Origin of the sequence: Mycobacterium neumannii, from assembly GCF_002245615.1 — a bacterium.
GTDB lineage: Bacteria > Actinomycetota > Actinomycetes > Mycobacteriales > Mycobacteriaceae > Mycobacterium > Mycobacterium neumannii_A.
Window position 1 is genome coordinate 50194 of record NZ_NKCO01000007.1, and the last position, 25217, is coordinate 75410.

Annotated in this window: 24 protein-coding genes and 1 pseudogene; 12 read left to right on the top strand and 13 right to left on the bottom strand. The window is 68.8% G+C overall.

Features of this window, described 5'->3' with window-relative positions; translation table 11 throughout:
* Positions 1 to 17: 17 nt before the first annotated feature.
* Together CEX88_RS10605 and CEX88_RS10610 are read right to left on the bottom strand one after the other, a co-directional pair.
* Entirely contained in the window at positions 18 to 1538 is a 1521-nt protein-coding gene (locus tag CEX88_RS10605) for a leucyl aminopeptidase (protein WP_094293571.1), read from the bottom strand.
* Between the two features lie 17 nt (positions 1539 to 1555).
* Complete coding sequence (locus CEX88_RS10610; RefSeq protein WP_094293461.1) at positions 1556 to 2641, bottom strand: adenylate/guanylate cyclase domain-containing protein; 1086 nt, start codon at positions 2639 to 2641, stop codon at positions 1556 to 1558.
* 60 nt (positions 2642 to 2701) lie between these two features.
* Here CEX88_RS10610 and gcvT point away from each other — a divergent pair, with 60 nt between their 5' ends.
* On the top strand, positions 2702 to 3796 hold the full coding sequence (gene gcvT / locus CEX88_RS10615) for a glycine cleavage system aminomethyltransferase GcvT (protein ID WP_094293572.1): 1095 nt from the start codon (positions 2702 to 2704) through the stop codon (positions 3794 to 3796).
* 22 nt (positions 3797 to 3818) lie between these two features.
* The gene (locus CEX88_RS10620; RefSeq protein ID WP_064394031.1) at positions 3819 to 4937 is read left to right on the top strand and encodes a branched-chain amino acid aminotransferase; all 1119 of its coding nucleotides are present in this window, start codon (positions 3819 to 3821) and stop codon (positions 4935 to 4937) included.
* A 20-nt stretch (positions 4938 to 4957) separates the two neighbouring features.
* Here the strand turns inward: CEX88_RS10620 and CEX88_RS10625 are convergent, their stop codons facing one another.
* Genes CEX88_RS10625 through CEX88_RS10640 form a run of 4 tightly spaced genes read right to left on the bottom strand, consistent with a single transcriptional unit; the run spans position 4958 to position 7895 of the window.
* Positions 4958 to 5680, bottom strand: coding sequence for an adenosylcobinamide-GDP ribazoletransferase (locus tag CEX88_RS10625; protein WP_094293462.1), 723 nt, complete (start codon positions 5678 to 5680; stop codon positions 4958 to 4960).
* Positions 5681 to 5683: 3 nt separating this feature from the next.
* Positions 5684 to 6739: a nicotinate-nucleotide--dimethylbenzimidazole phosphoribosyltransferase gene (gene cobT, locus CEX88_RS10630; protein WP_094293463.1), complete on the bottom strand. Its 1056-nt coding sequence runs from the start codon at positions 6737 to 6739 to the stop codon at positions 5684 to 5686.
* The gene (locus CEX88_RS10635; RefSeq protein WP_094293464.1) at positions 6736 to 7266 is read right to left on the bottom strand and encodes a bifunctional adenosylcobinamide kinase/adenosylcobinamide-phosphate guanylyltransferase; all 531 of its coding nucleotides are present in this window, start codon (positions 7264 to 7266) and stop codon (positions 6736 to 6738) included. The genes cobT and CEX88_RS10635 overlap by 4 nt, the downstream gene beginning before the upstream one ends.
* A gap of 5 nt (positions 7267 to 7271) precedes the next feature.
* The gene (locus CEX88_RS10640; protein WP_420799211.1) at positions 7272 to 7895 is read right to left on the bottom strand and encodes a DUF3043 domain-containing protein; all 624 of its coding nucleotides are present in this window, start codon (positions 7893 to 7895) and stop codon (positions 7272 to 7274) included.
* 194 nt (positions 7896 to 8089) lie between these two features.
* On the opposite strand from CEX88_RS10640, the gene CEX88_RS10645 reads away from it, so the two are divergent.
* Entirely contained in the window at positions 8090 to 8464 is a 375-nt protein-coding gene (locus CEX88_RS10645) for a HesB/IscA family protein (RefSeq protein ID WP_066842795.1), read from the top strand.
* Positions 8465 to 8480: 16 nt separating this feature from the next.
* On the opposite strand, the gene CEX88_RS10650 is transcribed toward CEX88_RS10645, so the two are convergent.
* The gene (locus CEX88_RS10650; protein WP_094293466.1) at positions 8481 to 9113 is read right to left on the bottom strand and encodes an Rv0361 family membrane protein; all 633 of its coding nucleotides are present in this window, start codon (positions 9111 to 9113) and stop codon (positions 8481 to 8483) included.
* 119 nt (positions 9114 to 9232) lie between these two features.
* Between CEX88_RS10650 and CEX88_RS10655 the strand changes: the two genes are divergently transcribed.
* Positions 9233 to 10207, top strand: coding sequence for a carbohydrate kinase family protein (locus tag CEX88_RS10655; RefSeq protein WP_094293467.1), 975 nt, complete (start codon positions 9233 to 9235; stop codon positions 10205 to 10207).
* On the opposite strand, the gene asnB is transcribed toward CEX88_RS10655, so the two are convergent.
* Positions 10208 to 12139: an asparagine synthase (glutamine-hydrolyzing) gene (gene asnB, locus CEX88_RS10660; RefSeq protein ID WP_094293468.1), complete on the bottom strand. Its 1932-nt coding sequence runs from the start codon at positions 12137 to 12139 to the stop codon at positions 10208 to 10210.
* A 128-nt stretch (positions 12140 to 12267) separates the two neighbouring features.
* Here asnB and ctaC point away from each other — a divergent pair, with 128 nt between their 5' ends.
* From ctaC to CEX88_RS10680, 4 genes are all read left to right on the top strand, one after another.
* On the top strand, positions 12268 to 13335 hold the full coding sequence (gene ctaC / locus CEX88_RS10665; protein WP_094293469.1) for an aa3-type cytochrome oxidase subunit II: 1068 nt from the start codon (positions 12268 to 12270) through the stop codon (positions 13333 to 13335).
* 9 nt (positions 13336 to 13344) lie between these two features.
* Complete coding sequence (locus tag CEX88_RS10670) at positions 13345 to 13764, top strand: cytochrome c oxidase subunit 4 (protein ID WP_094293470.1); 420 nt, start codon at positions 13345 to 13347, stop codon at positions 13762 to 13764.
* A 212-nt stretch (positions 13765 to 13976) separates the two neighbouring features.
* Positions 13977 to 14843 carry an MmpS family transport accessory protein gene (locus CEX88_RS10675; RefSeq protein ID WP_094293471.1) on the top strand — a complete coding sequence of 289 codons (867 nt, stop codon included), beginning with the start codon at positions 13977 to 13979 and terminating at the stop codon, positions 14841 to 14843.
* Positions 14843 to 15532, top strand: a complete 690-nt coding sequence (locus tag CEX88_RS10680) for a DUF2561 family protein (protein ID WP_094293472.1) — start codon at positions 14843 to 14845, stop codon at positions 15530 to 15532. The genes CEX88_RS10675 and CEX88_RS10680 overlap by 1 nt, the downstream gene beginning before the upstream one ends.
* Before the next feature lie 39 nt (positions 15533 to 15571).
* On the opposite strand, the gene qcrB is transcribed toward CEX88_RS10680, so the two are convergent.
* The 4 genes from qcrB to ctaE are packed head-to-tail and all read right to left on the bottom strand — an operon-like array spanning position 15572 to position 19945.
* Positions 15572 to 17284 (bottom strand): cytochrome bc1 complex cytochrome b subunit, encoded by a 1713-nt coding sequence (gene qcrB, locus CEX88_RS10685; RefSeq protein WP_094293473.1) that lies wholly within the window; start codon positions 17282 to 17284, stop codon positions 15572 to 15574.
* Positions 17281 to 18495, bottom strand: a complete 1215-nt coding sequence (gene qcrA, locus CEX88_RS10690) for a cytochrome bc1 complex Rieske iron-sulfur subunit (RefSeq protein WP_066808551.1) — start codon at positions 18493 to 18495, stop codon at positions 17281 to 17283. Before qcrA ends, qcrB begins: the two co-directional genes overlap by 4 nt.
* Complete coding sequence (qcrC, locus tag CEX88_RS10695) at positions 18492 to 19322, bottom strand: cytochrome bc1 complex diheme cytochrome c subunit (RefSeq protein ID WP_202931445.1); 831 nt, start codon at positions 19320 to 19322, stop codon at positions 18492 to 18494. Before qcrC ends, qcrA begins: the two co-directional genes overlap by 4 nt.
* Positions 19323 to 19333: 11 nt before the next feature.
* Entirely contained in the window at positions 19334 to 19945 is a 612-nt protein-coding gene (gene ctaE, locus CEX88_RS10700) for an aa3-type cytochrome oxidase subunit III (RefSeq protein WP_066842775.1), read from the bottom strand.
* 69 nt (positions 19946 to 20014) lie between these two features.
* Here ctaE and trpD point away from each other — a divergent pair, with 69 nt between their 5' ends.
* On the top strand, positions 20015 to 21082 hold the full coding sequence (gene trpD, locus CEX88_RS10705) for an anthranilate phosphoribosyltransferase (RefSeq protein WP_238382038.1): 1068 nt from the start codon (positions 20015 to 20017) through the stop codon (positions 21080 to 21082).
* Here trpD and CEX88_RS10710 read toward each other — a convergent pair.
* Positions 21020 to 22807 (bottom strand): annotated as a pseudogene (locus CEX88_RS10710) (DEDD exonuclease domain-containing protein); the annotation flags it as partial. The gene trpD and the pseudogene CEX88_RS10710 overlap by 63 nt on opposite strands.
* Before the next feature lie 111 nt (positions 22808 to 22918).
* On the opposite strand from CEX88_RS10710, the gene CEX88_RS10715 reads away from it, so the two are divergent.
* From CEX88_RS10715 to CEX88_RS10725, 3 genes are all read left to right on the top strand, one after another.
* On the top strand, positions 22919 to 23122 hold the full coding sequence (locus CEX88_RS10715) for a hypothetical protein (RefSeq protein WP_064349930.1): 204 nt from the start codon (positions 22919 to 22921) through the stop codon (positions 23120 to 23122).
* 153 nt (positions 23123 to 23275) lie between these two features.
* Complete coding sequence (gene ripC / locus CEX88_RS10720) at positions 23276 to 24397, top strand: peptidoglycan hydrolase RipC (protein ID WP_094293478.1); 1122 nt, start codon at positions 23276 to 23278, stop codon at positions 24395 to 24397.
* A complete protein-coding gene (locus CEX88_RS10725) occupies positions 24366 to 25217 on the top strand; it encodes a peptidase (protein ID WP_094293479.1) in 852 nt (283 codons plus the stop codon). Before ripC ends, CEX88_RS10725 begins: the two co-directional genes overlap by 32 nt.

The following is a 25217-nucleotide window of genomic DNA, read 5'->3' on the forward strand; positions in this document are numbered from 1 at the left end:
TCGCGGCCTCCGTCTGATCAGCCGCTCGCGGCTATGTCCTCCAGGACCGCGAACATCGTCCGCGTCGGCACACCCGTGCCGCCCTTACCCGTGTAGCCCCACGGCCCTCCGGTGTTGTACGCCGGGCCCGCGATGTCGATGTGGGCCCACTGCACGCCCTCTGGCACGAACTCGCGCAGGTAGGTACCCGCCACGAGCATGCCGGCATAGCGCGAACCGCTGACGTTGGCGAGGTCGGCGACCGTCGACTTCAAATCGTCCTTGAGTTCCTCGGGCAATGGCATCGCCCAGGCGTTCTCGCCGACCGACTGCGAAATACCGGCCACCCGGTCGCGGAACTCGTCGCTGCCCATGACGCCCGGCGTCCGGGCGCCGAGGGCGACGGTCTGGGCGCCGGTCAGCGTCGAGGTCTCGATCAGATAGTCCGGCTTGTCCTCACCCGCGCGCACGATCGCGTCGGCCAGGATCAGCCTGCCTTCGGCGTCGGTGTTGAGCACCTCGACCGTGATGCCGCCGTACTGCGTCAACACGTCACCGGGCCGCTGCGCGGTCGCCGACGGCATGTTCTCGGCCATCGGAACCGTGGCGATCACGTCGATCGGCAGCTTCTGCTTGGCCGCCAGCACCACCGTGGCGATGACGGCCGCCGCACCGCCCATGTCGGAGGTCATGTGGTGCATGTTCGCCGCGGGCTTGATCGAGATGCCGCCGGTGTCGAACGTGATGCCCTTGCCGACCAACGCGACGCGCTTCCCCTTACGGCGGGCGCCCTTGTGGGTCAGCCGCACCAGCCGCGGTGGCCGCGACGAACCCTTGCCGACGCCGATGATGCCGCCGTAACCGGCCTTCTCCAACGCCTTCTCGTCGAAAACCTCGACCGCAAGCCCGGCTGCTTCGCCCAAAGCTTTTGCGCGCCGGGCGAACTCGTCGGGAAACAGGTGGCTGGGCGGAGTGTTGACGAAATCGCGGGCAGTGGCCACCGCGGTCGCGATGTCCGCCGCACGTTGTGCGGCCTCCTTGGTGGCCGACTTGCTGTCCGAGGTCAGCGCGGTGATCTCGCGCAGGCCGGCGTCTTTGGGTGCGGTTTTGTCGCTGCGGAAGTCGCTGAACCGGTATGCGCCCAGAATCAGGCCCTCGACCGCCGCCGCGAGGTCCACGCCCGACAGCGTGGTCAGCACCGACTCGGTGCCGTTGAGCGACCGCGCCGCCACCCCGGCCGCGCGGCGGATGACATCGGCCGGATACCCGTCCCGTCGCTTACCGAGCCCGACGGCCAGCACGCTGCCCACCGGAAGCGACGGTGCGACGACACGCGTGACCTGCTCGCAGCCGCCCTTGGCGTTCAGCGCCGCCAGCGCGGACTCGATCTCGGCGACCGCCGCGGCGTTGAGGGGCGGGCTGGGCACCACCTTCACCGCTGAGTCGTCGTCCCCGTTCACCACGGGGACGACCAGCACCGAGCCATCGGCTTTGCGTTTGGGCAGCGAGGTGCTGACGGTGACGGTCGGGGTCTGATATCCGGGGGTTGCAGGGCTCACGAAACCCAACCCTAGCTTCAGGAGCCCGCGTGAAGGTCGTAGGCCGTGACCGGACCCTCGAACCCCTTGAGCGTCAAGGGTTCCAGCTGGGCCGCAGGGTGATCGGGCAGCGCACCGCGCACATCACGCGCGGCAAGTATCTGGCCGGGCGCCGCCGCGCTGACCAGTCGGGCTGCCAGGTTGACGGGGGTGCCGAAGTAGTCGCCTCCGATCGAGAGCACCAGCCCATACCCCAGGCCGGCACGAACCCCCAGGCCGCTCTCGCGCGCCCCTGGATACTCGACCAGGTCGGTCGCGGCCTTGACCAGCTGCTCCGGGCTGGAGTTCACCCACATCACCTCGTCGCCGATGAACTTGACCACCCGGCCGCCGTCGCCGTGCACCACATCGCTGACCGCGCCACTGAACTCGACCAGCAGATCCGACAGCTCCGTCGGGCTCAGCCGCTGGGTCAGCACCGTGAACCCCGACAGGTCGGCGAACCCGACGCCGCAGGTCACCATCGCCGACGCGTCGTGAATGACGTCCTCGAAGTAAGCCCTGGCGCTGGTGATGTGGTGGCGCCACACCGCATCCATCAGCGCCGAGATTCCGGGCACCAGCGCGGCGACCGAACGGTAGGCGCGTGCGGTGGTCAGCTCGTCGTGGGTGTGCGTCATCAACAGATCGGGCTGCGCCAGCCGGATCATCGTTCCGCTGGCCTCGGCGAGGCGCGCCATCGTCGCACCGATGATCCGGAGTAAGTTGAGCGCGGCGTCCGAGCCGGTCACCGCGCTGATCGTCCGCCACGACGCCAGCGCGTCGACGTCGGCGCGGCTCAGCGCGGGCACGTCGGGGCCGGCGACGCGCAGACCGAGCGCCTGCCAGGCGTGGGCGAGGTCGGCGAGGTCGACGCCGAGTTGTTCGGCGGCCGCCCGCAGGGTGTAGGTGGGGGGCCCCGACCACTGCAGGACGTCGCCGGCCAGACCGAAGAGCCGGCCGCGGCGTTCGGCCTCGACCATCTCCTCGGCGGAAAAGCCCAGCGAGTCGAGGTAGGCGATCAGCCCGGCCCGCGCATGAGCGTCGGCGATCCCGGCGGCTTGCAGCGCGTCGAGGTCGACCACCTGCACAAGTGTGCCAACTTCGCGGCCCCATTAGGGTGGATCGGCGTGACGCACGGTGAGATGAACGACGTGTCCAAGGGCCCGCTGGAAGACCGCCACCGCGAACTCGGAGCGAACTTCGCCGAGTTCGGCGGCTGGCTGATGCCCGTCTCGTACGCGGGAACGGTCAGCGAGCACAACTCGACGCGTACCTCCGTCGGGCTGTTCGACGTCAGCCATCTGGGAAAGGCGTTGGTGCGCGGTCCGGGCGCCGCCGATTACATCAACTCCGCATTCACCAACGACCTGCGCCGGATCGGCCCCGGCAAGGCGCAATACACGTTGTGCTGCAACGACTCCGGCGGGGTGATCGACGACCTGATCGCCTACTACGTCTCCGACGAGGAGATCTTCCTGGTGCCCAACGCCGCCAACACCGCCGCGGTCGTCGAAGCGCTGCGCGAGCGGGCGCCTGCAGGCCTCACCATCACCGACGAACACCGGTCGTACGCGGTGCTTGCGGTTCAGGGACCGAAATCGGCCGAGACGGTCGGCGCGCTGGGGTTGCCCACCGACATGGACTACATGGGCTACGCCGACGCCGAGTTCGCCGGCGTACCCCTGCGGGTCTGCCGTACCGGCTACACCGGCGAACACGGTTACGAGCTGCTGCCGCCGTGGGACAGCGCGGGCGTGGTCTTCGACGCACTGCTCGAGGCCGTCACCGCCGCCGGTGGCGAGCTCGCGGGGCTGGGGGCCCGCGACACCCTGCGCACCGAGATGGGTTATCCGCTGCACGGCCACGAACTGTCGCCGGACTTCTCGCCGCTGCAGGCCCGCTGCGGGTGGGCCATCGGCTGGCGCAAGGACGCGTTCTGGGGGCGCGACGCGCTGCTCGCCGAGAAGGAGGCCGGCCCGCCCCGGCTGCTGCGCGGTGTGAAGGCCGTCGGCCGGGGAGTGTTGCGCGCCGATCTCACCGTGCTCGACGGGGATCGGCCCGTCGGGGTGACGACATCGGGAACCTTCTCTCCCACATTGAAAGTCGGCATCGGGCTGGCGTTGCTCGACACCGCGGCCGATATCGCCGACGGAGCCCGCGTCGCGGTCGACGTCCGCGGCCGCGCGGTCGAGTGCGAGGTGGTCAAGCCCCCGTTCGTCGCGGCAAAAACCCGGTAGCGCCCGGATATACAATCGGCGCATGACTGACGGCCCCCTCGAGTTCACGGTTGAGCGCAATGCGAACCGGGCGAGCGACGAGGTACGGGCGTCGATCCTGGCCGATCCAGGATTCGGCCGCTACCACACCGATCACATGGTCTCGATCGACTGGAAGAAGGACGGGACCGAGGGTGAAGGCTGGCACAACGCGCGCGTGATCCCCTACGGCCCGATCGAACTCGACCCGTCGGCGATCGTGCTGCACTACGCGCAGGAGATCTTCGAAGGGCTCAAGGCCTACCGCTGGGCGGATGGCTCGGTCGTGTCGTTCCGCCCCGAGGCGAACGCGCGCAGGCTGCGCACGTCGGCGCGGCGGCTCGCCATTCCCGAACTGCCCGACGACGTCTTCATCGAGTCGCTGCGCCAACTCATTGCCGTCGACGAGCAATGGGTCCCACCCGCCGGTGGTGAAGAGTCGCTGTATTTGCGGCCCTTCGTATTCGCCACCGAGCCCGGACTCGGTGTGCGGCCGGCGACCGAATACCGCTACATGGTCATCGCCTCTCCTGCGGGTGCCTACTTCACGGGCGGCATCAAACCGGTCTCCGTGTGGCTTTCCACCGAATACGTGCGGGCCTGCCCGGGCGGTACCGGCGCCGCCAAATTCGGCGGCAACTACGCCGCTTCGCTGCTCGCCCAGGCCCAGGCCGCGGACAACGACTGCGACCAGGTGGTGTGGTTGGACGCCGCCGAACGCCGCTACGTCGAGGAGATGGGCGGGATGAACCTGTTCTTCGTCTTCGGCAGCGGCGGGTCGGCACGGCTGGTCACCCCCGAGCTGAGCGGCTCGATCCTGCCCGGTGTGACGCGGGATTCGTTGCTGCAGTTGGCATCCGACGCTGGCTTCGCGGTCGAGGAACGCAAGATCGACGTCGACGAGTGGCAGAAGAAGGCGGCCGCGGGTGAGATCACCGAGGTGTTCGCGTGCGGGACCGCCGCGGTGATCACCCCCGTCGGCACCGTCAAGCACGCCGAGGGCGAGTTCACCATCGCCGACGGCGGGCCGGGGGAGATCACGATGGCGCTGCGCGACACGTTGACCGGGATCCAACGCGGCACGTTCGCCGATACGCACGGCTGGATGGCCCGGCTCGGCTGAGCCGGGGCGCTCCGGCGGCTTCAGCGGATCGCGAGCCCCAACGCCGTGATCACGGTCGTCACCTCGATCGCGGCGCCGAGTACGTCGCCGGTGATGCCGCCGAAGCGCCGCACGCAGTGCGCCACGAGCACCGCGCCGCACGCGAGTCCGACGACGACGGCCAGTGGCCCCTGCCAGAGCCGGGGAGCCGCGAGCGCGGCCAACCCGGCGACCACGACCGCCCACGCGGCGACCACCAACGCCGATTGCGTGCCCGCGACGCGAGCGCCCAGCGCACTTCCCGCCGCGGCGGGCACGCCTCGACGGCACGCCAGCACCGCCGCCACCCGCCCCGCCATGACCGCCACCACCAGCCCGATCGCGGTCAGGCCGCCGAACGTGAAGGCCTGCGACAGGATGACCAAGACCACCGCGGCCACGCCGAACGGGCCCGCCGAGCCGTCCCGCATCACCTCGAGGGCACGCTGCGGCGGGCCGTAGCAGCCCAAACCGTCGGCGGTGTCGGCGAGACCGTCGATGTGCAGGGCACGCGTCGCGGCGACGACGACGGCCACCGCCAGCGCCCCGGCCAGGGCTCCAGGCCCGAACGCCCACGACGCCGCCCACACCGTGGCCGCCGCCAGCCCGCCGACCGCCGCGCCGGCCACAGGCAACGCCGTCAACACACCGCGACCGATCGCGGTCGAACTCCGTACCGGTACGACGGTGCCGAACGCGAAAGCCCCTGCAAGCGAACGGATCACCGGTTAGTTCTCCTGGGTCACGCGCGTGATGCCGGCTTCGTCGAACGTCGCCATCGACGTCAGCGTGGCCACCGCCGCGCGCACGACCGGCAGTGCTACCGCGGCCCCGGTGCCCTCGCCGAGACGCATGCGCATGTCGACGATCGGCTCGAGTCCGAGCCGGTTCAGCGCCACCTCGTGGGCGGGTTCGGTGGACAGATGCCCGGCCTGCCACCAGTGGCGGGCGCCGGGTGCCAGGCGTTCGGCCAGCAGGGCCGCCGCCGTCACCACCAGGCCGTCGAGCAGCACCGGCGTCCGCCGCACGGCCGCCTGCGCACAGAAGCCGGCGATCGCGGCGAGATCGGCGCCGGCGCAGATACGCAGCAGCGCAACGGGATCGGTGAGGCTGTTGCGGCACCGATACAGCGCGTCACGGACGGCGGCGGCCTTGCGTGCCCAGCCCGCGTCGTCGACCCCGGTGCCTCGCCCGACCAGTACGACCGGCTCGGTGTCGGTGAGCGCCGCGATCAAAGTCGTTGCCGGGGTGGTGTTTCCGATGCCCATATCGCCCGCGATAAGCAGGTCGGCACCCGAATCGACCTCGTCGTCGACGACGCGGCGGCCGGCCTCGAGCGCGGCGGTGACCTCGTCGGCGCTCAACGCGTCCTCGACCGTGATGTCGCCGCTGCCCCGGCGTACCTTGTGCGCACCGATCGACGGCGAGTGCGGTTCTTCGGTGTCGACCGCGATGTCGACGACCCGCACGGTCGCGCCGGCGGCCTCGGCCAGCACGTTGATCGCCGCGCCGCCGGCGTCGAAGGTGGCGACCATCTGCGCGGTGACATCCGCCGGGTAGGCCGAAACTCCCGCCGAGGCGACGCCGTGGTCACCGGCGAACACCACCACTCGGGGCCGCTCGAGCGGCCGCGGCGGGCACACCCCCTGACATGACGCGATCCAGACCGCGAGGTCTTCGAGCCTGCCCAGGGAGCCTGCAGGTTTGGCCAGTTGGCCCTGGCGCGCACGGGCGGCGGCGGCGACCTCGGCATCGGGTGGCTTGACCGCCGGGAAGCCCGTCACACCGGGTCCTTCACGGCCAGTGGCTGCCCGGCGATGACGAGTACGACCCGATCGCAGACCGTCGCGAGCCGTTGGTTGAGCGATCCCAGCTCGTCGGCGAAACGGCGACCGGCCGCCGTCGCCGGCACGACGGTCAGCCCCACCTCGGGGCTCACCACCGCCAGCGGAGCGGGGAAGCCGTCGACCGCGTCGAGCAGGTCATCGACGTCCGCGGCGACCGAGCCGCCGGTCCACGCGCCCGAGCGGTCCATCGCCGCGGTCAGCCATGTACCGATGTCGTCGACCAGTGTTGCGGCGGGGTGCGCACGTAATCGCGTTGCGACGTCTGTGGTTTCGACAGTGGACCACCGGCCCTGACGGCGCGAGCGGTGGGCCGCCACCCGGGCCGCCCACTCGGGATCGTCAACGGTCGAAGGCCCGGTGGCCAGGTAGCACACCGGTTGCGCGTCGGTCGCCTCGGCGGCGAGCGCGGTTTCAGCCCACTGCGACTTACCCGATCGGATGCCGCCGAGCACCAGGGTGCGCACCGGGCTCAGGTGACCTTGTCGCCGCGGTTCACCTGCGGGCGCGGTGCGCGCATGCGACGCAACTGCGAGGCGCGGCTGGCCGCGTAGAAACCGAGCTTCCAGCCACCTTCGGTGTTGTCCGGGAACTTCTCGTCGACCAGCCGGTTGACCCGACGGCCGAGGATGAAGCCGTCGATCACCATGATCAGCACCAGCACGAGCATCGCGGGGGAGAGCAGGCGCTGCACCTCGACCGAGGGCACCGCGAGCATCACGAAGATCAGGCCAAGGGCCGACGGCATGAACAGCCCGAGCACATTGCGCCGGGCGTCCACCACGTCGCGGACATAGCGGCGTACCGGTCCCTTGTCCCGGGGGAGCAGGTAGGCCTCTTCGCCGGCCATCATCTTCTCGCGGCGCTCGGTCATCTGCTCGCGGCGCGCCGCCTTCTCCTCGCGGCGTTCCTCACGGCTCATCGTGTTGCGCATCTCTTTGCGGCGGCGACGCGCTTCGGCGGCCGTCATCGGGGCGGGTGCCACCGGGCCGCGCTTGCGGGCCGCCTGGTCGCGCTTGGGGGTCGGCCTGCCCTTCGGTGGGGTGGTGCCAGGCCGGGCGGTTTCCTGCGCGTCGGCGGAGGTGTTCTCCGACACATCGGCGCTCGACGCGTCGGCGGTCGGCTTGTCGTCTTTCTTGCGGCCCAGCAGCTTCACGCCTGCCAGGTTACTTCCGTCGCGAGGAGCGGTACTGCCAGGGGAGGAGGCCTGGGGACAAACTCGGGAATAGCGTCGAGACGAGGTACCGTTGATTTGTACGCGCCACGACAATGAGGCCTACAGGAGACGTAATGACAGTTCAGGAAGAGTCGGCAGGAACTCCAGGGACGGCGACCGCCGCCCACGGCGTGACCCTGACCGACGCCGCTGCCGCGAAGGCCAAGGCGTTGCTGGACCAGGAGGGCCGCGACGACCTCGCCCTGCGCATCGCCGTGCAGCCGGGTGGGTGTGCCGGACTGCGCTACAACCTGTTCTTCGACGACCGGTCGCTCGACGGCGACCTGTCCGTGGAGTTCGGCGGCGTGAACCTGACGGTGGACCGGATGAGCGCCCCGTATGTGCAGGGCGCGACCATCGACTTCGTCGACACGATCGAGAAGCAGGGTTTCACCATCGACAACCCCAACGCCACCGGCTCGTGCGCCTGCGGCGACTCGTTCAACTGATTTTTGACCCGGTCGGTCAGTACTGACCTGACGTGCGCGGCAGGTAGGAACACACCAGGATTTCGTTGTCTTGGGCCAACAGCTGGGCGACGGCCTGCTGTTCCCGGGTGTCGTTCTGTCCTCGGCGCGATCCGCCTGCCGGCGTCACCCGCATGGTGAACAGCACCTGCGCCTGATGGGGCGAGGGCTGGACGATCTTGTCGATCGATATCACCTCGGCCTGCCTGTACTGCTTGCGGAACGCGTCACCCGACAGGCGCGCCAGCGCCAGATCCGAGCGCTTCTCCTTCACCGCATCGAACAGCCCACACAGGGTGTGGCGGGCGACCGTCTCGTCGTCACCATTGGTCAGCGCATCCAGGTAGTCCTGGATGGCCGCCGTTGCCGAGGATTCGCTCAGCGCGTTCGAACTGGCCGGCTCCTCGTCCCCGCCCGCCATGGCGATGACCGCGACGACCGCTGCGACCAACGCGACCGCCACCACCGCTGCCAGGACGATCGGCCAGCGCTTCTTCTTCCGGTACGGCACCGGCGGCGGCAGCATGCCCGGATACGCCGACGGCACGTTTTCCGGATACGGAAGTGATTGCGGATACATTTGCGGGCCGGTCGGTCCAGCGCCGTATTCGGGCGGGTACGGGCCGGTCATAGATTTGCTCCCCCGAGATGTGGGTCGGAATGCGCCTGTCTACAGTTGCTGGCGGGCTTTTGTACGCAGGTTAGCGCACTAGAATACCTAGGCGACTTAATAAATGAAGGGTGTAGTTCGTGACAATTGCGGTGACCGGATCGATTGCAACCGACCATCTGATGCGGTTCCCCGGAAAGTTCTCCGAACAGCTGCTCCCCGAACACCTGCAGAAAGTCTCGCTCAGCTTCCTGGTCGACGACCTCGTCGTGCACCGCGGCGGCGTCGCGGGCAACATGGCCTTCGCGATCGGTGTGCTCGGCGGTGACGTCGCACTCGTGGGCGCCGTCGGGCGCGACTTCGACGACTACCGCAGCTGGCTGGAGGCCGTCGGTGTCGACACCGAGTGCGTGTTGGTCTCCGAGACCGCCTACACCGCCCGGTTCGTCTGCACCACCGACGACGCCATGGCGCAGATCGCGTCGTTCTATCCGGGTGCGATGTCGGAGGCGCGCAATATCTCGCTGGCCGATCTGACGAAGCGGATCGGTACGCCTGAGCTGGTGATCATCGGTGCCAATGACCCCGAGGCGATGTTCCTGCACACCGAGGAGTGCCGCAATCTCGGCCTGCCTTTCGCCGCCGACCCCTCCCAGCAGCTGGCGCGGCTCTCCGGTGAGGAGATCCGCAGGCTGATCGACGGTGCCACGTACCTGTTCACCAACGACTACGAGTGGGACCTGCTGCTGCAGAAGTCAGGCTGGAGCGAGGCGCAGGTGATGAGCCAGATCGGGATTCGCGTCACCACCCTCGGCCCCAAGGGCGTGGACCTGGTCAGTTCGGACGGCACCTTCATTCACGTCGGGGTGGTGCCCGAGAAGCACCAGGCCGATCCGACCGGTATCGGGGATGCGTTCCGTGCCGGCTTCCTGACCGGTCGCAGCGCCGGGCTGAACCTGGAGCGTTCGGCGCAGCTCGCCTCGCTGGTGGCCGTGCTCGTGTTTGAGGCGCCCGGCCCGCAGGAATGGGGCTGGGACCGCAACGAGGCGATTCAGCGCCTCGGCGACGCCTACGGCGACGAAGCGGCCGCCGAGATATCGCAGGCGCTCAAGTAGCTAGAGCTGCACCGGGTAGGTCGGCTCGCCGATCTGCGGAGTGATGGCGTGCTCGACGAAGATCGCGTGCCACAGCATGAAGATCAGCACGGTCCACAACCGGCGGCTGTGATCGCTTGTGCCGTCGCGGTGTTCGTCGAGCATGGCGCGAACGGTCGCCAGGTCGACCAGATCGCCGGCCTGTGACGAGCTGACCATCGAGTACGCCCAGTCCTGCAGGTCGCCGGCCCGCAGCCAGTGCCGGATCGGGACGGGGAAGCCGAGCTTGGGCCGGTTGAGCACGTGCTCGGGAACGATCGGCTCCAATGCCCGCCGTAATGCGAACTTCGTTGTGGCCCTGGTGATCTTCTGGTCATACGGCAGACGGGAAGCGACCGCGAAAACCTCGGGGTCCAGGAAGGGCACCCGCAGTTCGAGCGAGTTCGCCATCGTCATCTTGTCCGCCTTGACCAGGATGTCGCCGCGCAACCAGGTGAACAGGTCGACGTGCTGCATGCGCGCGACCGGGTCCCACCCCTGCGACGCGGCGTACACCGGTGCGGTCACGTCGGTGTGCGTCCACTCCTGGCGGAAGCCGGGAAGCACCGCGCGCAGTTGCTCGTCGGAGAAGCTGCGCGCATTGCCGTAGTAACGCTCCTCGAGCGTGAGCGAACCGCGGTGCAGCAGGCTCTTGCCCCGCATCCCCTCGGGCAGCGGTCGCGACGCGCGCCCCAGCGACCGTCGCAGCGGCCGCGGCAGGTATTCGAACGGCTTCAGCGACAACGGTTCCCGGTAGATGGTGTAGCCGCCGAACAACTCGTCGGCGCCCTCGCCGGAGAGCACCACCTTGACGTGTTTGCGGGCTTCGCGGGCGATGAAGAACAACGGAACCAGCGCCGGGTCGGCCACGGGTTCGTCGAGATACCAGACGATTTCGGGCAGCGCGGCGACGAACTCGGACTGGCTGACGACCTTGGCCACATGCCTGGCGCCGATCGCCTCCGCCGAGGCGACCGCGACGTCGACCTCGGAGAAACCTTCCCGCTCGAATCCGGTGGTGAACGTGATCAACCGCGGGTTGTGCCGCATGGCCAGCGCGGCGATCGCCGTCGAGTCGATGCCGCCGGACAGGAACGCGCCCACTGTCACGTCGGCCCGCATGTGCTTGGCCACCGAATCCTCGAGCACCGCGGTGATCTCGTCGTAGCGCTCCTGCTCGCGGCCCTGTATGAACGGCACAGCGGTGAACCGCGGGTGGAAGTAGCGGGTCACCTCGAGTTCACCGCCGGGGCGCACGCGCCCGTAGCTACCCGACTCCAGCCGCCGGATCCCGACGTGCAGCGTCTCGGGTTCGGGCACGTACTGCAGCACCGTGTAGTGCTGAACGGCGCGCTGATCGATGTCGAGGTCGAGACCCAGCTCGTCGGCGAGCTCGAGCAGGCACTTCTTCTCGCTGCCCACCGCCGTGCCGCCGGGGCCGGTGGCCAGATAGAGCGGCTTGATGCCGAACGGGTCCCGGGCGCAGAACAGCTCACCGCCGACGGTGTCCCACAACGCGAAGGCGAACATGCCGCGCAGCCGGGTCAGCGCCTCGGTGCCCCAGTGGTGGTAGGCCGCGATGATCGTCTCGCCGTCACCGTCGGTGTTGAACGTCACGCCGTGCCGGGCCGACAGTTCCTCGCGTAGCTCGAGGTAGTTGTAGATCTCGCCGTTGAACACGAGCACATAGCGGTCGGGCGTGTCCGGCGGCCCCCACCGCAGGGGTTGGTGGCTGTGGGCGATGTCGATGATCGACAACCGGTTGAACCCGAGCACGACGCGGTCGTCGGACCAGGTCCCGGGCTCGTCGGGGCCGCGATGACGCATGAGGTGGGACGCACCGGACACCGCGTCGATCAGCGCGGGGGAGACGTCAGCGGACGGGTCACGTACCAGGGCCAGCAGTCCGCACACGGCGCCAGTATGCCTAATCGTGAGGTGTGTTGAGACCTGCACCCGGGCGTGGTCTACGCTGCGTAGTATTCGCTCCAGAAATTGACCGCACCGCGGTCGCGCGTCACTGACTTCTAGGAGGCTCCAACGTGACACCTCGCGGGCTGAAGGCGGTGGCGCGAACCGCGTCGCTGTCAATCGTCCTGGGTGCTACGGCGTTGCTGCTCAGCGGTTGCAGCTGGTCGGAGGTGCTGGGCCTGGGATGGCCGAAGGGCATCACGCCCGAAGCGCACGTCAACCGCGAACTGTGGATCGGTTCGGTAATCGCCTCGCTGGTTGTCGGCGCGATCGTCTGGGGCCTCATCTTCTGGTCCTCGGCGTTCCACCGGGCCAAGAAGACCGACACCGAGCTGCCCCGCCAGTTCGGCTACAACATGCCGCTGGAACTGGTGCTGACCGTCATACCGTTCCTGATCATCTCGGTGCTGTTCTACTTCACCGTGGTGGTGCAGGAAAGGATGCTGCACGAGGAGTCCAACCCCGAAGTCGTCGTCGACGTCACCGCCTTCCAGTGGAACTGGAAGTTCGGCTATAAGTCGGTGAACTTCTCCGACGGCACCCTCACCTATGACGGCGCCGACCCCGAGCGCGCGGCTGCCGTGGCGTCCGGCCCCGAGGGTCTGGAGGGTGAGCACGGCGGCGAATTCGGTTCACACGACCCGGCATTCGGCGTGATCGCAGGCAAGCACCCGCAGGACCGCTCGTACCTGGCGTTCGACAAGGTCGAGACGCTCGGTACGTCCTCGGAGATCCCGGTGCTGGTGGTGCCGTCCGGCAAGCGCATCGAGTTCCAGATCGCCTCCGCCGACGTCATCCACGGATTCTGGGTGCCGGAGTTTTTGTTCAAGCGCGACGTGATGCCGAACCCGCGGGCCAACAACTCCGACAACACCTTCCAGATCAGCGAGATCACCCAGACCGGGGCGTTCGTCGGGCGGTGCACCGAGATGTGCGGCACCTACCACGCGATGATGAACTTCGAACTGCGCGTGGTGGAGCCCAACGACTTCAAGGCCTATCTGCAGCAGCGCATCGACGGCAGGACCAACGCCCAGGCGCTGCAGGCGATCAACCAGCCGCCGACCGCCGTCACCACGAAGCCGTTCGACACCCGTCGCGGTGAACTGGCGCCCCAGCTATCGCAGGCCAGCAAGTAGGGACACCACATGCATATCGAAGCCCGGCTTTTCGAGTTCTTGACCGCGTTCTTCGTTCTCGCTGCCGTCGTCTACGCGGTGCTGACGGCGATGTTCCAGTACGGCGGCATCGAGTGGGCCGGCACTACCGCGCTGGTGTTGACCGCCGGCCTGACCCTGATCACTGGCACGTTCTTCCGGTTCGTGGCACGGCGCCTGGACACCCGACCCGAGGACTACGAGGACGCCGAGATCAGCGACGGCGCAGGTGAGCTGGGTTTCTTCAGCCCGCACAGCTGGTGGCCGGTGATGATCGCGCTGTCGGCCTCGATCGCCGCGGTCGGTGTGGCGCTCTGGCTGCCGTGGCTCATCGTGGCCGGTGCCTGCTTCGTGATCGCAACGGTTGCGGGCCTGACCTTCGAGTACTACACCGGCCCCGAGAAGCACTGACCGTCGAATCGGCTGCCCTGCCGTTCGGTGCGGACGGCCAAGGCCACAGTCAAGGTCACAATCGGGCCACCACTTGCGGCGGGAACCGTGGCGGGTGATCACGCCCGGTTACGGCGTTGGGTAATGTTGCCGAGGCACGGTCAGTCGCCGCCGCTGAGCCGGGAGTCTGTGGCGTGCCGCGCCGGTTGAGTAGTCGAGAAGGATAGGCGTAAATGAGCGGGCCGAATCCCCCGGATGACGAAGGGTCGGATTTTCCGAGTCGGGAGCCGAGTCAAGAACCAAACCAGACCGGCGGTGACCAGCCCGCGCCCGATAGCAGCGACACCGACTTCTACTCGCGGGCCTATTCGGCGCCAGAGTCCGAGCAGTTCACGGCGGGCCCCTATGTACCGGCCGACTCGTCGCTGTACGACTACGACAACTACGAGCCGGCCGAACCGGTCGACCAACCCGCACCGCCACGGTGGCCGTGGGTCGTCGGCGTGGCGGCCATCATCGCGGCCATCGCGCTGGTGGTCTCGGTTTCGGTCTTGGTGACCCGCACCGACACCGACAACCTCGCAACACCCGAGACCTCGACCACGACCGTGGCGCCCCCGGTGCAGGACGAGATCACGACCACCACGCCGCCGCCACCGCCTCCGCCGCCTCCACCGAGCGAAGAGCCACCACCGCCACCGCCCGAAACGGTGACGGTGACCCAGGAGCCGCCTCCGCCGCCCGCACCGGCCGAACCGCCACCGCCGCCACCGCCTCCGGAGACCACGTCGCCGCCGGCGCCACCACCACCCACGACGACCCGTTCGGGCCCGCGACAGGTCACCTATTCGGTGACGGGAACCAAAGCACCGGGAGACATCATCACCGTGACCTACATCGACGCGTCGGGCCGAAGCCGGACCCAGCGCAACGTCTACATTCCGTGGTCCCTGACCGTGACACCGATCTCGCAGTCCGAGGTCGGCTCGGTGCAGGCGTCGAGCCTGTTCCTGGTCAGCCGGTTGAACTGCTCGATAACCACGAGCGACGGCACGGTGCTGTCGTCGAACACCAACAACGCCGCACAGACCAGCTGCTGATGACATACGAAACGGACGCGTCGGGGCGCTCGCGGTTGACCCCGGCACTGGATCCCCGCGAACTCGACCGCACCGATCGCATCCTGCTCGGCTCGTGCGCGGCGATCTGGCTGGTGGCGCTCGGCACCGGGGTCGCCGCGACGGTCGCGCTGGTCGACCTCGGGCGAGGGCCGGCCGAGTCGTCCGGGGATGCCGGCACGCCGTGGCTGCTCTACACCGTCATCGGGATCTCCGCCGTGGTGATCATCGGCGCGGTTCCGCTGCTGTTGCGCGCCCGCCGGGACGCGCTGGCCGAATCGCCGCAGCCCCAACCCGCCGGACCCGCGCCGGCCGCCTCGGCGGCGTCCGGCCGGGGGCGGCCGATCGACCCGACACCGCCCACGGAGAAGTTGCCGTACGCGGCGCCGCGCCAGGAGCGCACCCTCGAGGCGGCTGCGCCGACGCCTGCGCCGACGCCCGCGTCCGCGGCCGTCGACCTGCTGGGGCTGCGCTGCGCCGTGGCGATCGCCTGCGCGATCGGCGTCGCCATGGTGGCCATCGGTGTGGCCACCTATCTGATGGCGGTCGACAGCAATGTCGCGGCCTGGGTCTTTTATGGGTTGACCGCTCTGGTCACGCTCGCCATGCCCGTTCTGCCGTGGTTCTACCTCAAAGAACTACGCGCCCTGCTCGATCAGCAGGGCGCGTAAGTCCTTTACAGCAGGCACTTTTCGAGGGTGCCGGCTGCCTCAGTGGTGGCCGTTGGACGAGTCTCCTTCGCGAGAGCCATGCCCGTTCGACGAGCCGTTGCGCTCCTGGTGCTCGGCCAGCGCGGTGAGCGCCTTGCGCTCGCCGGCGTGCAGAGCCGCGGTCAGCGCGTCGTGCTCTTCGATCGGATCGGCCGTGAGGAAGCTGCCGGTGCCGGGCGCGCCCGCGGAGCCCAGCTTGTTCATCCGCTTCGGGATGGCAGCGCCCTGGTACTCCAACGGAATCGGATGACCGTGCTCGTCCACCGGACCCAGCGGCTGGTGCAGCTCGATGTAGGCACCGTGCGGCAGCCGCTTGATGATGCCGGTCTCGATGCCGTGTTCGAGCACCTCCCGGTCGCTGCGCTGGAGGCCGACGGCCCACCGGTAGGCGATGTAGTAGACGATCGCCGGCAGCACCACCATGCCGATGCGGCCGATCCACGTCGTCGCGTTCAGCGAGATGTGGAACTTCAGCGCGATGATGTCGTTCATCGCGCACAGCGTGAACAGCATGTACAGCGCGATCGCCGCTGACCCCAACGCGGTTCGCACCGGGGCGTCACGCGGACGCTGCAGCAGGTTGTGGTGAGCGGTGTCGCCGGTGAGCTTCTTCTCGATGTACGGGTAGGCGATCAGCAGCATGAACACCAGGCCCATGAACAAGGCCACCCAGGTGGACGCCGGAACTGTGTAGTTGCCGAAGTAGAGCTCCCACGGCGGGAAGATACGCGCCACACCCTCCGTCCACATCATGTAGAAGTCCGGCTGGCTACCCGCCGACACCTGAGATGGCTTGTACGGCCCCAGATTCCAGACCGGGTTGATGGTCAGAAGACCGCCCATCAGACCGAGGATGCCGACGGTCATGGCGAAGAAGGCGCCGGACTTGACCGCGAACACGGGCATGACGCGCACGCCGACGACGTTGGTCTCGGTGCGGCCGGGGCCGGGGAACTGGGTGTGCTTCTGGAACCACACCAGCGCGAGATGAAGCCCGATGAGCGCCAACATGATTCCCGGGAGCAGCAGGATGTGCAGTGCGTACATCCTGGGGATCCAGAATCCGTCGGTCGCACACTCGTAACCGACGCCGCCGCAGGGGAAGTCGCCGCCGAACAGGGCCCAGTGCAACCAGGTGCCGATCACCGGCATGCCGAGTGAGATCGACGAGAGGGCGGCCCGCAGTCCGATGCCGGACAGCAGGTCGTCGGGCAGCGAGTAACCGAAGTAGCCCTCGAACATCGCCAGGATCAGCAGCAGCGCACCGATCACCCAGTTCGCCTCACGCGGGCGCCGGAAGGCGCCGGTGAAGAAGATGCGGGCCAGGTGCACCATGATCGCCGCGGCGAACAGCAGTGCGGCCCAGTGGTGTATCTGGCGGACGAACAGTCCGCCGCGGATCTCGAAGCTGATGTCGAGCGTCGACTCGTAGGCCTTCGACATCTGCACACCGCGCAGCGGCTGGTACACGCCGTCGTAGGTGACCTCGGCCATCGACGGGTCGAAGAACAGCGTCAGGTACACGCCGGTGATCAGCAGCACGATGAAGCTGTACAGCGCGATCTCGCCCAGCAGGAAGGACCAGTGGGTCGGGAACACCTTGTTCAGCTGGCGTCGCACCGCCGCGGACGGGTGGTAGCGCGAATCAATCGCATTCCCTTGGCCCGCTGCGACTTCGGCGAGGTTCGGCGGTTTCGGCAATTTCGGACTCATGCTGTTTTCCGTTCCCAGAAGGCCGGCCCGACGGGTTCGATGAAGTCGCCGTTGGCGACGAGGTACCCGTCCTGGTCGATGGTGATGGGCAGCTGCGCCAACGCGCGCGCAGCCGGGCCGAATATGGGTTTAGCGAAGTGCAACGCGTCGAACTGCGACTGGTGGCACGGGCAGAGGATGCGATACGACTGCTGCTCGTACAGCGACGAGGGGCATCCCAGGTGAGAGCAGACCTTCGTGTAGGCGAACAGGTCGCCGAAGTTGAAGCTCTCCTGACCCTTGCGCTTGACCACCCTGGGCAGGTCTTGCGCCTTGATTCTGATCAGCATGACGGGATTGCGCACACCCATCGCGATCTCGGCGAGGTGGTGGTGCGACTCGACAGTGGTTCCGTCGCCGTCGGATTCGCGCCACGGGAACACCGTCTCCATACCGCCGGCGTCGATGTCCTCGGGTCGCATCTTGACGAAGGTGCCGCTGCCGGTGGAGCGGGCCAGGAAGATGGTCTCGCCCTCGTACCGCGGCGTCCATCCGGACGTCCACAGCACCGCCTTCTTGCCTTCGGCGGTCTGGACGACGGGTTTCCACGGGTTCTTGATCAGACCGCCCGCGAACGCCACCAACGTGCCGAGGCCGAACGCGCCGAGGCCGATGCCCAGCGACAGGCCGACCAGCTTGCGCCGCTTGATCGTCGAGCCTTCCAGCGCGTCGGTCAGGTTGGCCACGACCGTCTTGCGGTGAATCTCGGGGGAGGCGCCGTCATGGCGTTCCTGAATCGAGATCTCCTCGGGGATGAACTTCTTCTGGTACAGCACCGCACCGATGCCGATCGCCAGGATCGACAGCCCGAACGTCAAGCCGTAGAGCGGCGTGGTCAGGGCGAACAGCAGCTCGCCCTCGCCGCCGTAGGGCACGTACTCCCACGGCCAGAACAGGAACACCAGCAGCAGGGCCAGGCCCGAAAAGCCGCCCAGCAGAAGCCAGTACGAGACCACGCGGCTGGCGCGCTTCTCGGCCTTGGTGTCGGGGACCGGCCAGCGATCCTCCTTGTAGACGATCTCGACGCCGTCGAGTTTGCCGCCGAGTTCGACCAGCTCCTCGCGGGACATCGCCGCCAGTTCGGCGTCGGTGGGCTGACCCGGCACACCGGCCTGACCCGGTGCGTCGGTGCCCTTCGGGGTGTTCTCGGTGCCGTTGCCCGGCTCGCTCATGCTCGCGCTCCGATCCACAGGGCCGCGGCGATGACGGCCACCATGCCGATGATCCAGGCCGCCATGCCCTCGGGCGCCGGGCCGAACCCGCCGAGGCCGTAGCCGCCGTAGCTCGGTGACTCCGCCGACTCGCGGACGTAGGCGACGATGTCGCGCTTCTCATCCGGCGACAGCTGCCGGTCGGAGAACTTCGGCATGTTCTGTGGGCCGGTGAGCATCGCGGTGTAGATCTGCGCGGGCGTGGCGGCGCCGAGGTCGGGCGCGTACTTGCCCGACGACAGGGCGCCGCCCTTGCCGGTGAAGTTGTGACACGAGGCGCAGTTCAGCCGGAACAGGTCGCCGCCGCGTGCGACGTTGTCGCCCAGCAGCGACTCCTGTGCGACGCGTCCGTTGTCGTCGCGCGGAACGACCGGGCCGCCGCCGTTGGCCTGCACGTAGGCGCCGAGCGCGTCGGTCTGCGCCTCGTCGAACAGCGGGGGCTTCTCCGGGGCCTGCGCCTCGCCGCGCATCGCGGGCATGCGGCCGGTGGAGACCTGGAAGTAGACCGCCGCCTCGCCGACGCCGATGAGGCTGGGCCCGCGGTCGGGCACACCCTGGAGGTTGACGCCGTGGCAGGTCACGCACGAGGTGTCGAACAGCTGCTTACCCGTGCGCAACAGCGCCGACTGCGATTCGTCGGCGACCGCGACTTGCGGCGCGGGCGTCAGGGTCGCGGCGAGACCGCCGGCGACGCCCAGTCCGAGCAGCAGCAGCACAGCACCTGACAGGCGCCGGCGTAGCCGACGGCGCGACTTGTCGGTCATCGAACTCCTTCTCATCGGATTCATCGGCGAGCCGATCAACGGACGAAGTAAATGACGGCAAACAATGCGATCCAGACGATGTCGACAAAGTGCCAGTAGTACGACACCACGATCGCGGCGGTGGCCTGAGCCGGAGTGAACTTACTCATCCGGGTTCGGGCCAGCAGGATGAGGAAGGCGACCAGGCCGCCGATCACGTGCAATCCGTGGAAGCCCGTGGCCAGGTAGAACACCGAGCCGTAGGCGCTGCTGGAGATGGTGGTGCCGTGCTTGACCAGTTCGATGTACTCGTAACCCTGGCCGAGGACGAAGAACAACCCCATCGCGAAGGTGAGGGTGTACCAGCGGCGCAGCCCGAACACGTCGCCGCGTTCGGCGGCGAACACGCCCATCTGGCAGGTGAACGACGAGGCGATCAGAACCAGCGTGACCGGTACGGCCTGCATGAGGTTCAACTCGGTAGGCGGCGGCGGCCATTCGCCCGCCGCTTGCGAACGCGCGGTGAAGTACATCGCGAACAGGCCAGCAAAGAACATCAGCTCGCTGGACAGCCAGACGATGGTGCCGACACTGACCATGTTCGGCCGGTTCAGCGAATGTACTCGCGACGTGATTGCGGTTCCGGAGGTACCTACAGCGCTCGTCACAGGAGCAAGTATGACGCTTTGTAGTTGTCGATCACCACCCGGGTCCGCAGTTTCGTCAATAATCGCGTGGTGGCTTCTCCCAAAAACCCCGATTCCTTCACCTGGCCCCGGATCCTTGGCCGCCTCACCACCGGTCAGTCGCTGGAGAATGGCCAGGCGGCGTGGGCGATGGACCAGATCATGACCGGCGCGGCCACCCCTGCCCAGATCGCCGGTTTCGGGGTGTCGATGCGGATGAAACGCCCGACGTCGGCTGAGGTGACGGAGCTGGCCGACATCATGCTCAAACACGCGCGCCGTGTCCCCACCGACGAGATCGGCACCGCGACCGTCGACGTCGTGGGGACCGGCGGGGACGGCGCCAACACCCAGAACCTGTCCACGATGGCGGCCATCATCGTCGCGGCCGCGGGCGTGCCGGTGATCAAGCACGGGAACCGTGCCGCGTCGTCGCTGTCCGGCGGCGCCGACACGCTCGAGGCGCTCGGGGTGCGCATCGATCTGGGTCCCGACGAAGTCGCGCGCAGCGTCGCCGAGATCGGCATCGGGTTCGCGTTCGCGCCCCACTTCCATCCGTCGTACCGGCACGCCGGCGTGGTGCGCCGCGAGCTCGGGGTGCCGACGGTGTTCAACCTGCTCGGCCCGCTGACCAACCCGGCCGCGCCGCGGGCCGGGCTGGTCGGCTGCGCATGGGCCGACCTGGCCGAGGTGATGGCCGGCGTGTTCGCGGCCCGCGGGTCCAGCGTGCTGGTGGTCCATGGCGACGACGGTCTCGACGAGCTCACCACCACCACAACCAGCACGATCTGGCGCGTACAGGCGGGCACGGTCGAGCAACTGAAGTTCGACCCCGCCGCGTTCGGCTTCAAGCGCGCCGAGATCTCCGAACTGGTCGGTGGCGACGCCGAGGCCAACGCGGCCTCGGTGCGCGCGGTGCTCGGCGGTGCGCCGGGGGCGGTGCGCGACGCCGTGATCCTCAACGCCGCGGGCGCGTTGGTGGCGCACGCGGGCCTAGCCAGCGACGCCAAATGGTTGCCGGCCTGGGAGAGCGGGCTCGCCAAGGCGGCCGAGGCCATCGACTCCGGGGCGGCCGAACAGCTCCTCGCGCGTTGGGTGCGGTTCACTCAAAAAGCCTGAGCGGGTTGTCCTCTCGACCTGGTCGGCGGCGAGCCGCGCCGAGCGCGCCGACGCGGCCCACGCCGCCCACCGGCCCGCTGCATGCGCAGGCGACCAGTAGCCCTCGTCGGCGCGCACGATACGCACCCCGGGTTGGTGCAGCCACCGCGCGATCAGTGCCGTCTCCTCGACCAGCGCGCCGCCCAACGGTGCCGTCGACAGCAGAACGGTCTGTGCGCCTGCGCAAATCGCGTCGACAACGGGCATCGGAGGAACCCCGCGCGGCGCGTTTCCCGCCGCGGCCAGTTGGCCGTTGCGGATCACCGCGAGGTGCCATCCGCCGCTGCCGTCGGGGCGGGCCGCCACCAACTCGGTGACGGCGACCAGCGCCCGCAGTCGCTGGCCTCGCCACAGTCCGTCGATCGCGCCGGCGGCGTGATCGCGTAGTCGCGCCGCGGTCTCGTAGCGGCCGCGGTCGGCGAGGTCGGCGACGTGGGCCAGCACCGCGGCCAGCGCCCGGCCGTCGCGGCCGGCCATCAGGTCGGCCGCCTGCGCGACCGTCTCCGCGTACTCGTCGGCGCCCACGTCGCGGGGTGCCGGGCACGGCGACAACTCCCGGTCGGGGCAGGCCGGGCCGTGCACCGCGGCGCGCCCCAGCTTGTTGGTGCACGTCCGCACCCCGGTGAACCGAGCCAGCAGGGCGGCGGTGTCGACGGCGTCGGCACGCGCGCGGAACGGGCCGATCACCGCGTCGTGCTTGGGGGTGCGCACGATCGAGAAGCGGGGAAAGGCCTCGCCGGTCAACGTGATCCACCACCATCGGTGCGGGAACTTCGACCGGCGGTTGTAGGGCGGGGCGTGCGCGGCCAGCAGGCGCAGCTCGCGCACGCCAGCCTCGAGATCGTGCGCGCACTCGACGTGGTCGACCGCGGTGGCCAGCGACGCCATCTCCTTGATGCGGGTGCGCGAGTCGGAGCCGTTGAAGTACTGCCCGACGCGTCGTCGCAGGTTGACGGCCGTGCCGACGTAGAGCACCTCGGCGCCGGGGCCGCGGAACAGGTAGACGCCGGGCCGGTGGGGCAGCGCGGCGGCGAGGTGGCGGTTGCGCCGCTGCGCCGGGGTGACGTCGGGCAGGTACGAACGCAACTCCGTGTACGTGTGCACGCCCTGGTTGCCCACGCGCTCGATCAGCCCGTGCAGCACGTCGACCGTGGCGCGCGCGTCGTCGAGTGCGCGGTGCGTCGGGGTGGTGCTCGCGCCGAACAAGCGGGCCAGCGCGGAGAGGCGCACGCTGGGCGCCTCGTCGCGGGTGAGGACCCGGCGGGCCAGTTTGACCGTGCACAGCACCGGCGGCCGCGGCCAGGCGATCTGAGCGCGTTCGGCGGCGGCCCGCAGGAACCCGATGTCGAATCCGGCGTTGTGGGCGACCAGCACGGCCCCGCGCGAGAACTCCAGGAATGCCGGCAACACCGACTCGATCCGCGGCGCGTTGCACACCATCGCGGTGGTGATCCCGGTGAGCGCCACGATCTGCGGCGGGATGCTGCGGCCCGGGTCCACCAGCGTCGCCAGTTCGCCGAGCACGACGCCGCCGCGCACCTTGACCGCCCCGATCTCGGTGATCTGGTCGTGGTTGTCGCCGCTGGCCCGGCCTCCGGTGGTCTCGAGGTCGACGACGACGAACGTGGTGTCGCGCAGTGAGACGTCAGCCTGCCGATCGACATCGGCGAAGCTGAGCTGGCTCACGGGTCGACCGTAGAAAACCCCACCGACAGCTTCGGGTTGCCACGCGGGCGCGCAGGACTTGTCGGTACCTCCCGATAGCGTGCGGACCGCACCGACCGAGAGGAGCCATTCGTGGGCACGGTGAAGATCGACTGCGACGACTGCGCGGTCCGCGGACCGGGCTGTCAGGACTGCGTCGTGAGTGTTCTGCTGGGCGTACCCGACACCTTGCTGGACGACGAGCGTCGAGCGTTGGAGGTGCTCGCCGACGTGGGCCTGGCACCGCGGCTGCGCCTGGTACCCATCCGGCGGGAGGGCAGTTCAGGTGTCGCCTGATGACACGCGGCGCGACGGGCGACGGAACGAAATATGAGCTGCCTGTTAAATTTGCGTCTTCTGTTGGACAACGCCGATGCCGTTTCGTAACCTGTCTGAGACCTAAGGGCTATTCGACACGGCTTCGTTCCGGAAGTTGAAGGACGCAAAATCTTGAGGCTCGACCGCACGCGTTTGACCATTCGTGGGTTCCTTCGCCCCTTCGTCAGCGCGATAGTCGGTATCACTTTTTTCGCAAGTCTCTTCGCGGTCAGTGTGCAGGCCGATCCGGCCGACGACGCGCTGGCGAAGCTCAACGAACTGTCGCGTCAGGCCGAGCAGACCACCGAGGCGATGCACTCGGCGCAGCTCGATCTCGACAACAAGCTGGCCATCCAGCGGGATGCGGAGGCCAAGCACGCCGCCGACGCGGCAGCGGCGAACGCGGCCCGCGAACAGCTGGCAAAGTTTCAGATCGCCGTCGACAAGGTTGCCGCGGCCCAATACATGGGCGGCAGAACCGATGGACTGGACGCGATCCTGACCGCCGGATCGCCGCAGGGCCTCATCGATCAGCTGTCCGTGCAACGCGTGATGGCCGCCCAGATGTCGGCGCAGATGAAGAGCTACCGCGAAATGGGCAGGCAGGCCGCCCTGGCCGAAGAAGCCTCCGCGAAGTCGGCCGCCGAGGCGAAGACCGCGGCCGAACAGGCCGCTGCCGTCCGGGCCGATCTGCAGTCCAAGCAGAGCACGCTGCAGGTGCAGATCGCGGTCGTGAAGTCGCAGTACGAGGCGCTGACACCGAACCAGCGTGAGGCGCTCGCCGCCCTCCCGCCCATGCCTCCGGTGCCTGCGCCGGCGCCGGTGCCACCCGGCGATGATCCCGCGGTCCTGGCCGCGCCGCCCGCGCCCGGCGCCATCCCGCCCGGAGACGTCGCGGCCCCCGGGGCCGGACACTCCGCGACCGTGATCCAGGCCGCGCTGAGCCGTATCGGCTCGCCGTACTCCTGGGGCGGATCCGGACCGAGCGCGTTCGACTGCTCGGGGCTGGTGATGTGGGCGTTCCAACAAGCCGGCATCTCGCTGCCCCACTCCAGCCAGGCGCTGGCCCGCGGCGGTCAGCCGGTGTCGCAGGACCAAATGCAGCCGGGGGACGTCGTCAACTACTACTCCGACGCGTCGCACTCGGCGATCTACATCGGTGACGGAATGATGGTGCACGCCTCGACCTACGGCACGCCGGTGCGGGTCGCCCCGGTGGACAATGCGCCGATCTACAACGTCCGCCGTTACTGACCGCCGGGGTGTCGCGCACGCGAGAAGCAGGTCTCGGCTCGCGGCGCTGCTCATCGCCGAACTGATCTTCGCGCTGCTGATCGTCGGCCGCTCCGAGGCCCCGTCCGGTCCGGTGGTGGCCACGCCCGCGGCTCCGGCGTCGCTGACCACGCCGACCGCGGCATCGCGCGTCCACACGCTCGCTGACGGCCGTGCGGTCCGGTTGGTGAATCTCGGCGGGCCGCGGACCGAGCGGTTGTTGTCCCGGATCGCGGCCGAGACGGACGGGGCCGCGGCGGCGGTCACCGCGTTCTGGGGACCGGAGTGGCCGCGCGAGATCGTCATCGCCGTCGCAGGCACCGGCGCGCAGTTCGCGGCGATCGGCGGCGGTGACTCCCACACCGCGGCCACCACCACGCCCGAGCGGATCATGTTCGCCCCCGGCGCTGCCGATCTGAGCGACGCCGCGTTGCGAATCGTGTTGCGCCACGAGCTGTTTCATTACGCTGCCCGCACGCGAACCGCGTCGGACGCTCCGCGTTGGCTCACCGAGGGAGTGGCCGACTTCGTGGCCCGGCCCGCGACACCGGTGCCGGACCCTTCGCTTCTCACGCTGCCCGGTGACGCCGAACTGTCCGGGCCACAGCGTTCGCTGGCCTACGACCGGGCGTGGTGGTTCAGCAGGTTCGTCGCCGACCGGTTCGGCGCGGCCACGCTGCTCGCGCTGTACCAGCGGGCCTGCGGAGCCGGCCACCCCGACGTCGCGACGGCGGTGCGCGACACCCTCGGAACGGATCTCGATACAGTGCTGGCCGAGTGGCGGCAGTGGGCGAGCCGATGA

What these genes read in the sequence shown, in the direction of transcription:
- gcvT (WP_094293572.1), top strand. Translation starts at nt 2,702, where the DNA reads ATGAACGACGTGTCCAAGGGCCCGCTGGAAGACCGCCACCGCGAACTC.
- CEX88_RS10620 (WP_064394031.1), top strand. Translation starts at nt 3,819, where the DNA reads ATGACTGACGGCCCCCTCGAGTTCACGGTTGAGCGCAATGCGAACCGG.
- CEX88_RS10645 (WP_066842795.1), top strand. Translation starts at nt 8,090, where the DNA reads ATGACAGTTCAGGAAGAGTCGGCAGGAACTCCAGGGACGGCGACCGCC.
- CEX88_RS10650 (WP_094293466.1), bottom strand. Translation starts at nt 9,113, where the DNA reads ATGACCGGCCCGTACCCGCCCGAATACGGCGCTGGACCGACCGGCCCG.
- CEX88_RS10670 (WP_094293470.1), top strand. Translation starts at nt 13,345, where the DNA reads ATGCATATCGAAGCCCGGCTTTTCGAGTTCTTGACCGCGTTCTTCGTT.
- CEX88_RS10675 (WP_094293471.1), top strand. Translation starts at nt 13,977, where the DNA reads ATGAGCGGGCCGAATCCCCCGGATGACGAAGGGTCGGATTTTCCGAGT.
- CEX88_RS10680 (WP_094293472.1), top strand. Translation starts at nt 14,843, where the DNA reads ATGACATACGAAACGGACGCGTCGGGGCGCTCGCGGTTGACCCCGGCA.
- qcrB (WP_094293473.1), bottom strand. Translation starts at nt 17,284, where the DNA reads ATGAGTCCGAAATTGCCGAAACCGCCGAACCTCGCCGAAGTCGCAGCG.
- qcrA (WP_066808551.1), bottom strand. Translation starts at nt 18,495, where the DNA reads ATGAGCGAGCCGGGCAACGGCACCGAGAACACCCCGAAGGGCACCGAC.
- qcrC (WP_202931445.1), bottom strand. Translation starts at nt 19,322, where the DNA reads ATGAATCCGATGAGAAGGAGTTCGATGACCGACAAGTCGCGCCGTCGG.
- CEX88_RS10725 (WP_094293479.1), top strand. Translation starts at nt 24,366, where the DNA reads ATGCGCCGATCTACAACGTCCGCCGTTACTGACCGCCGGGGTGTCGCG.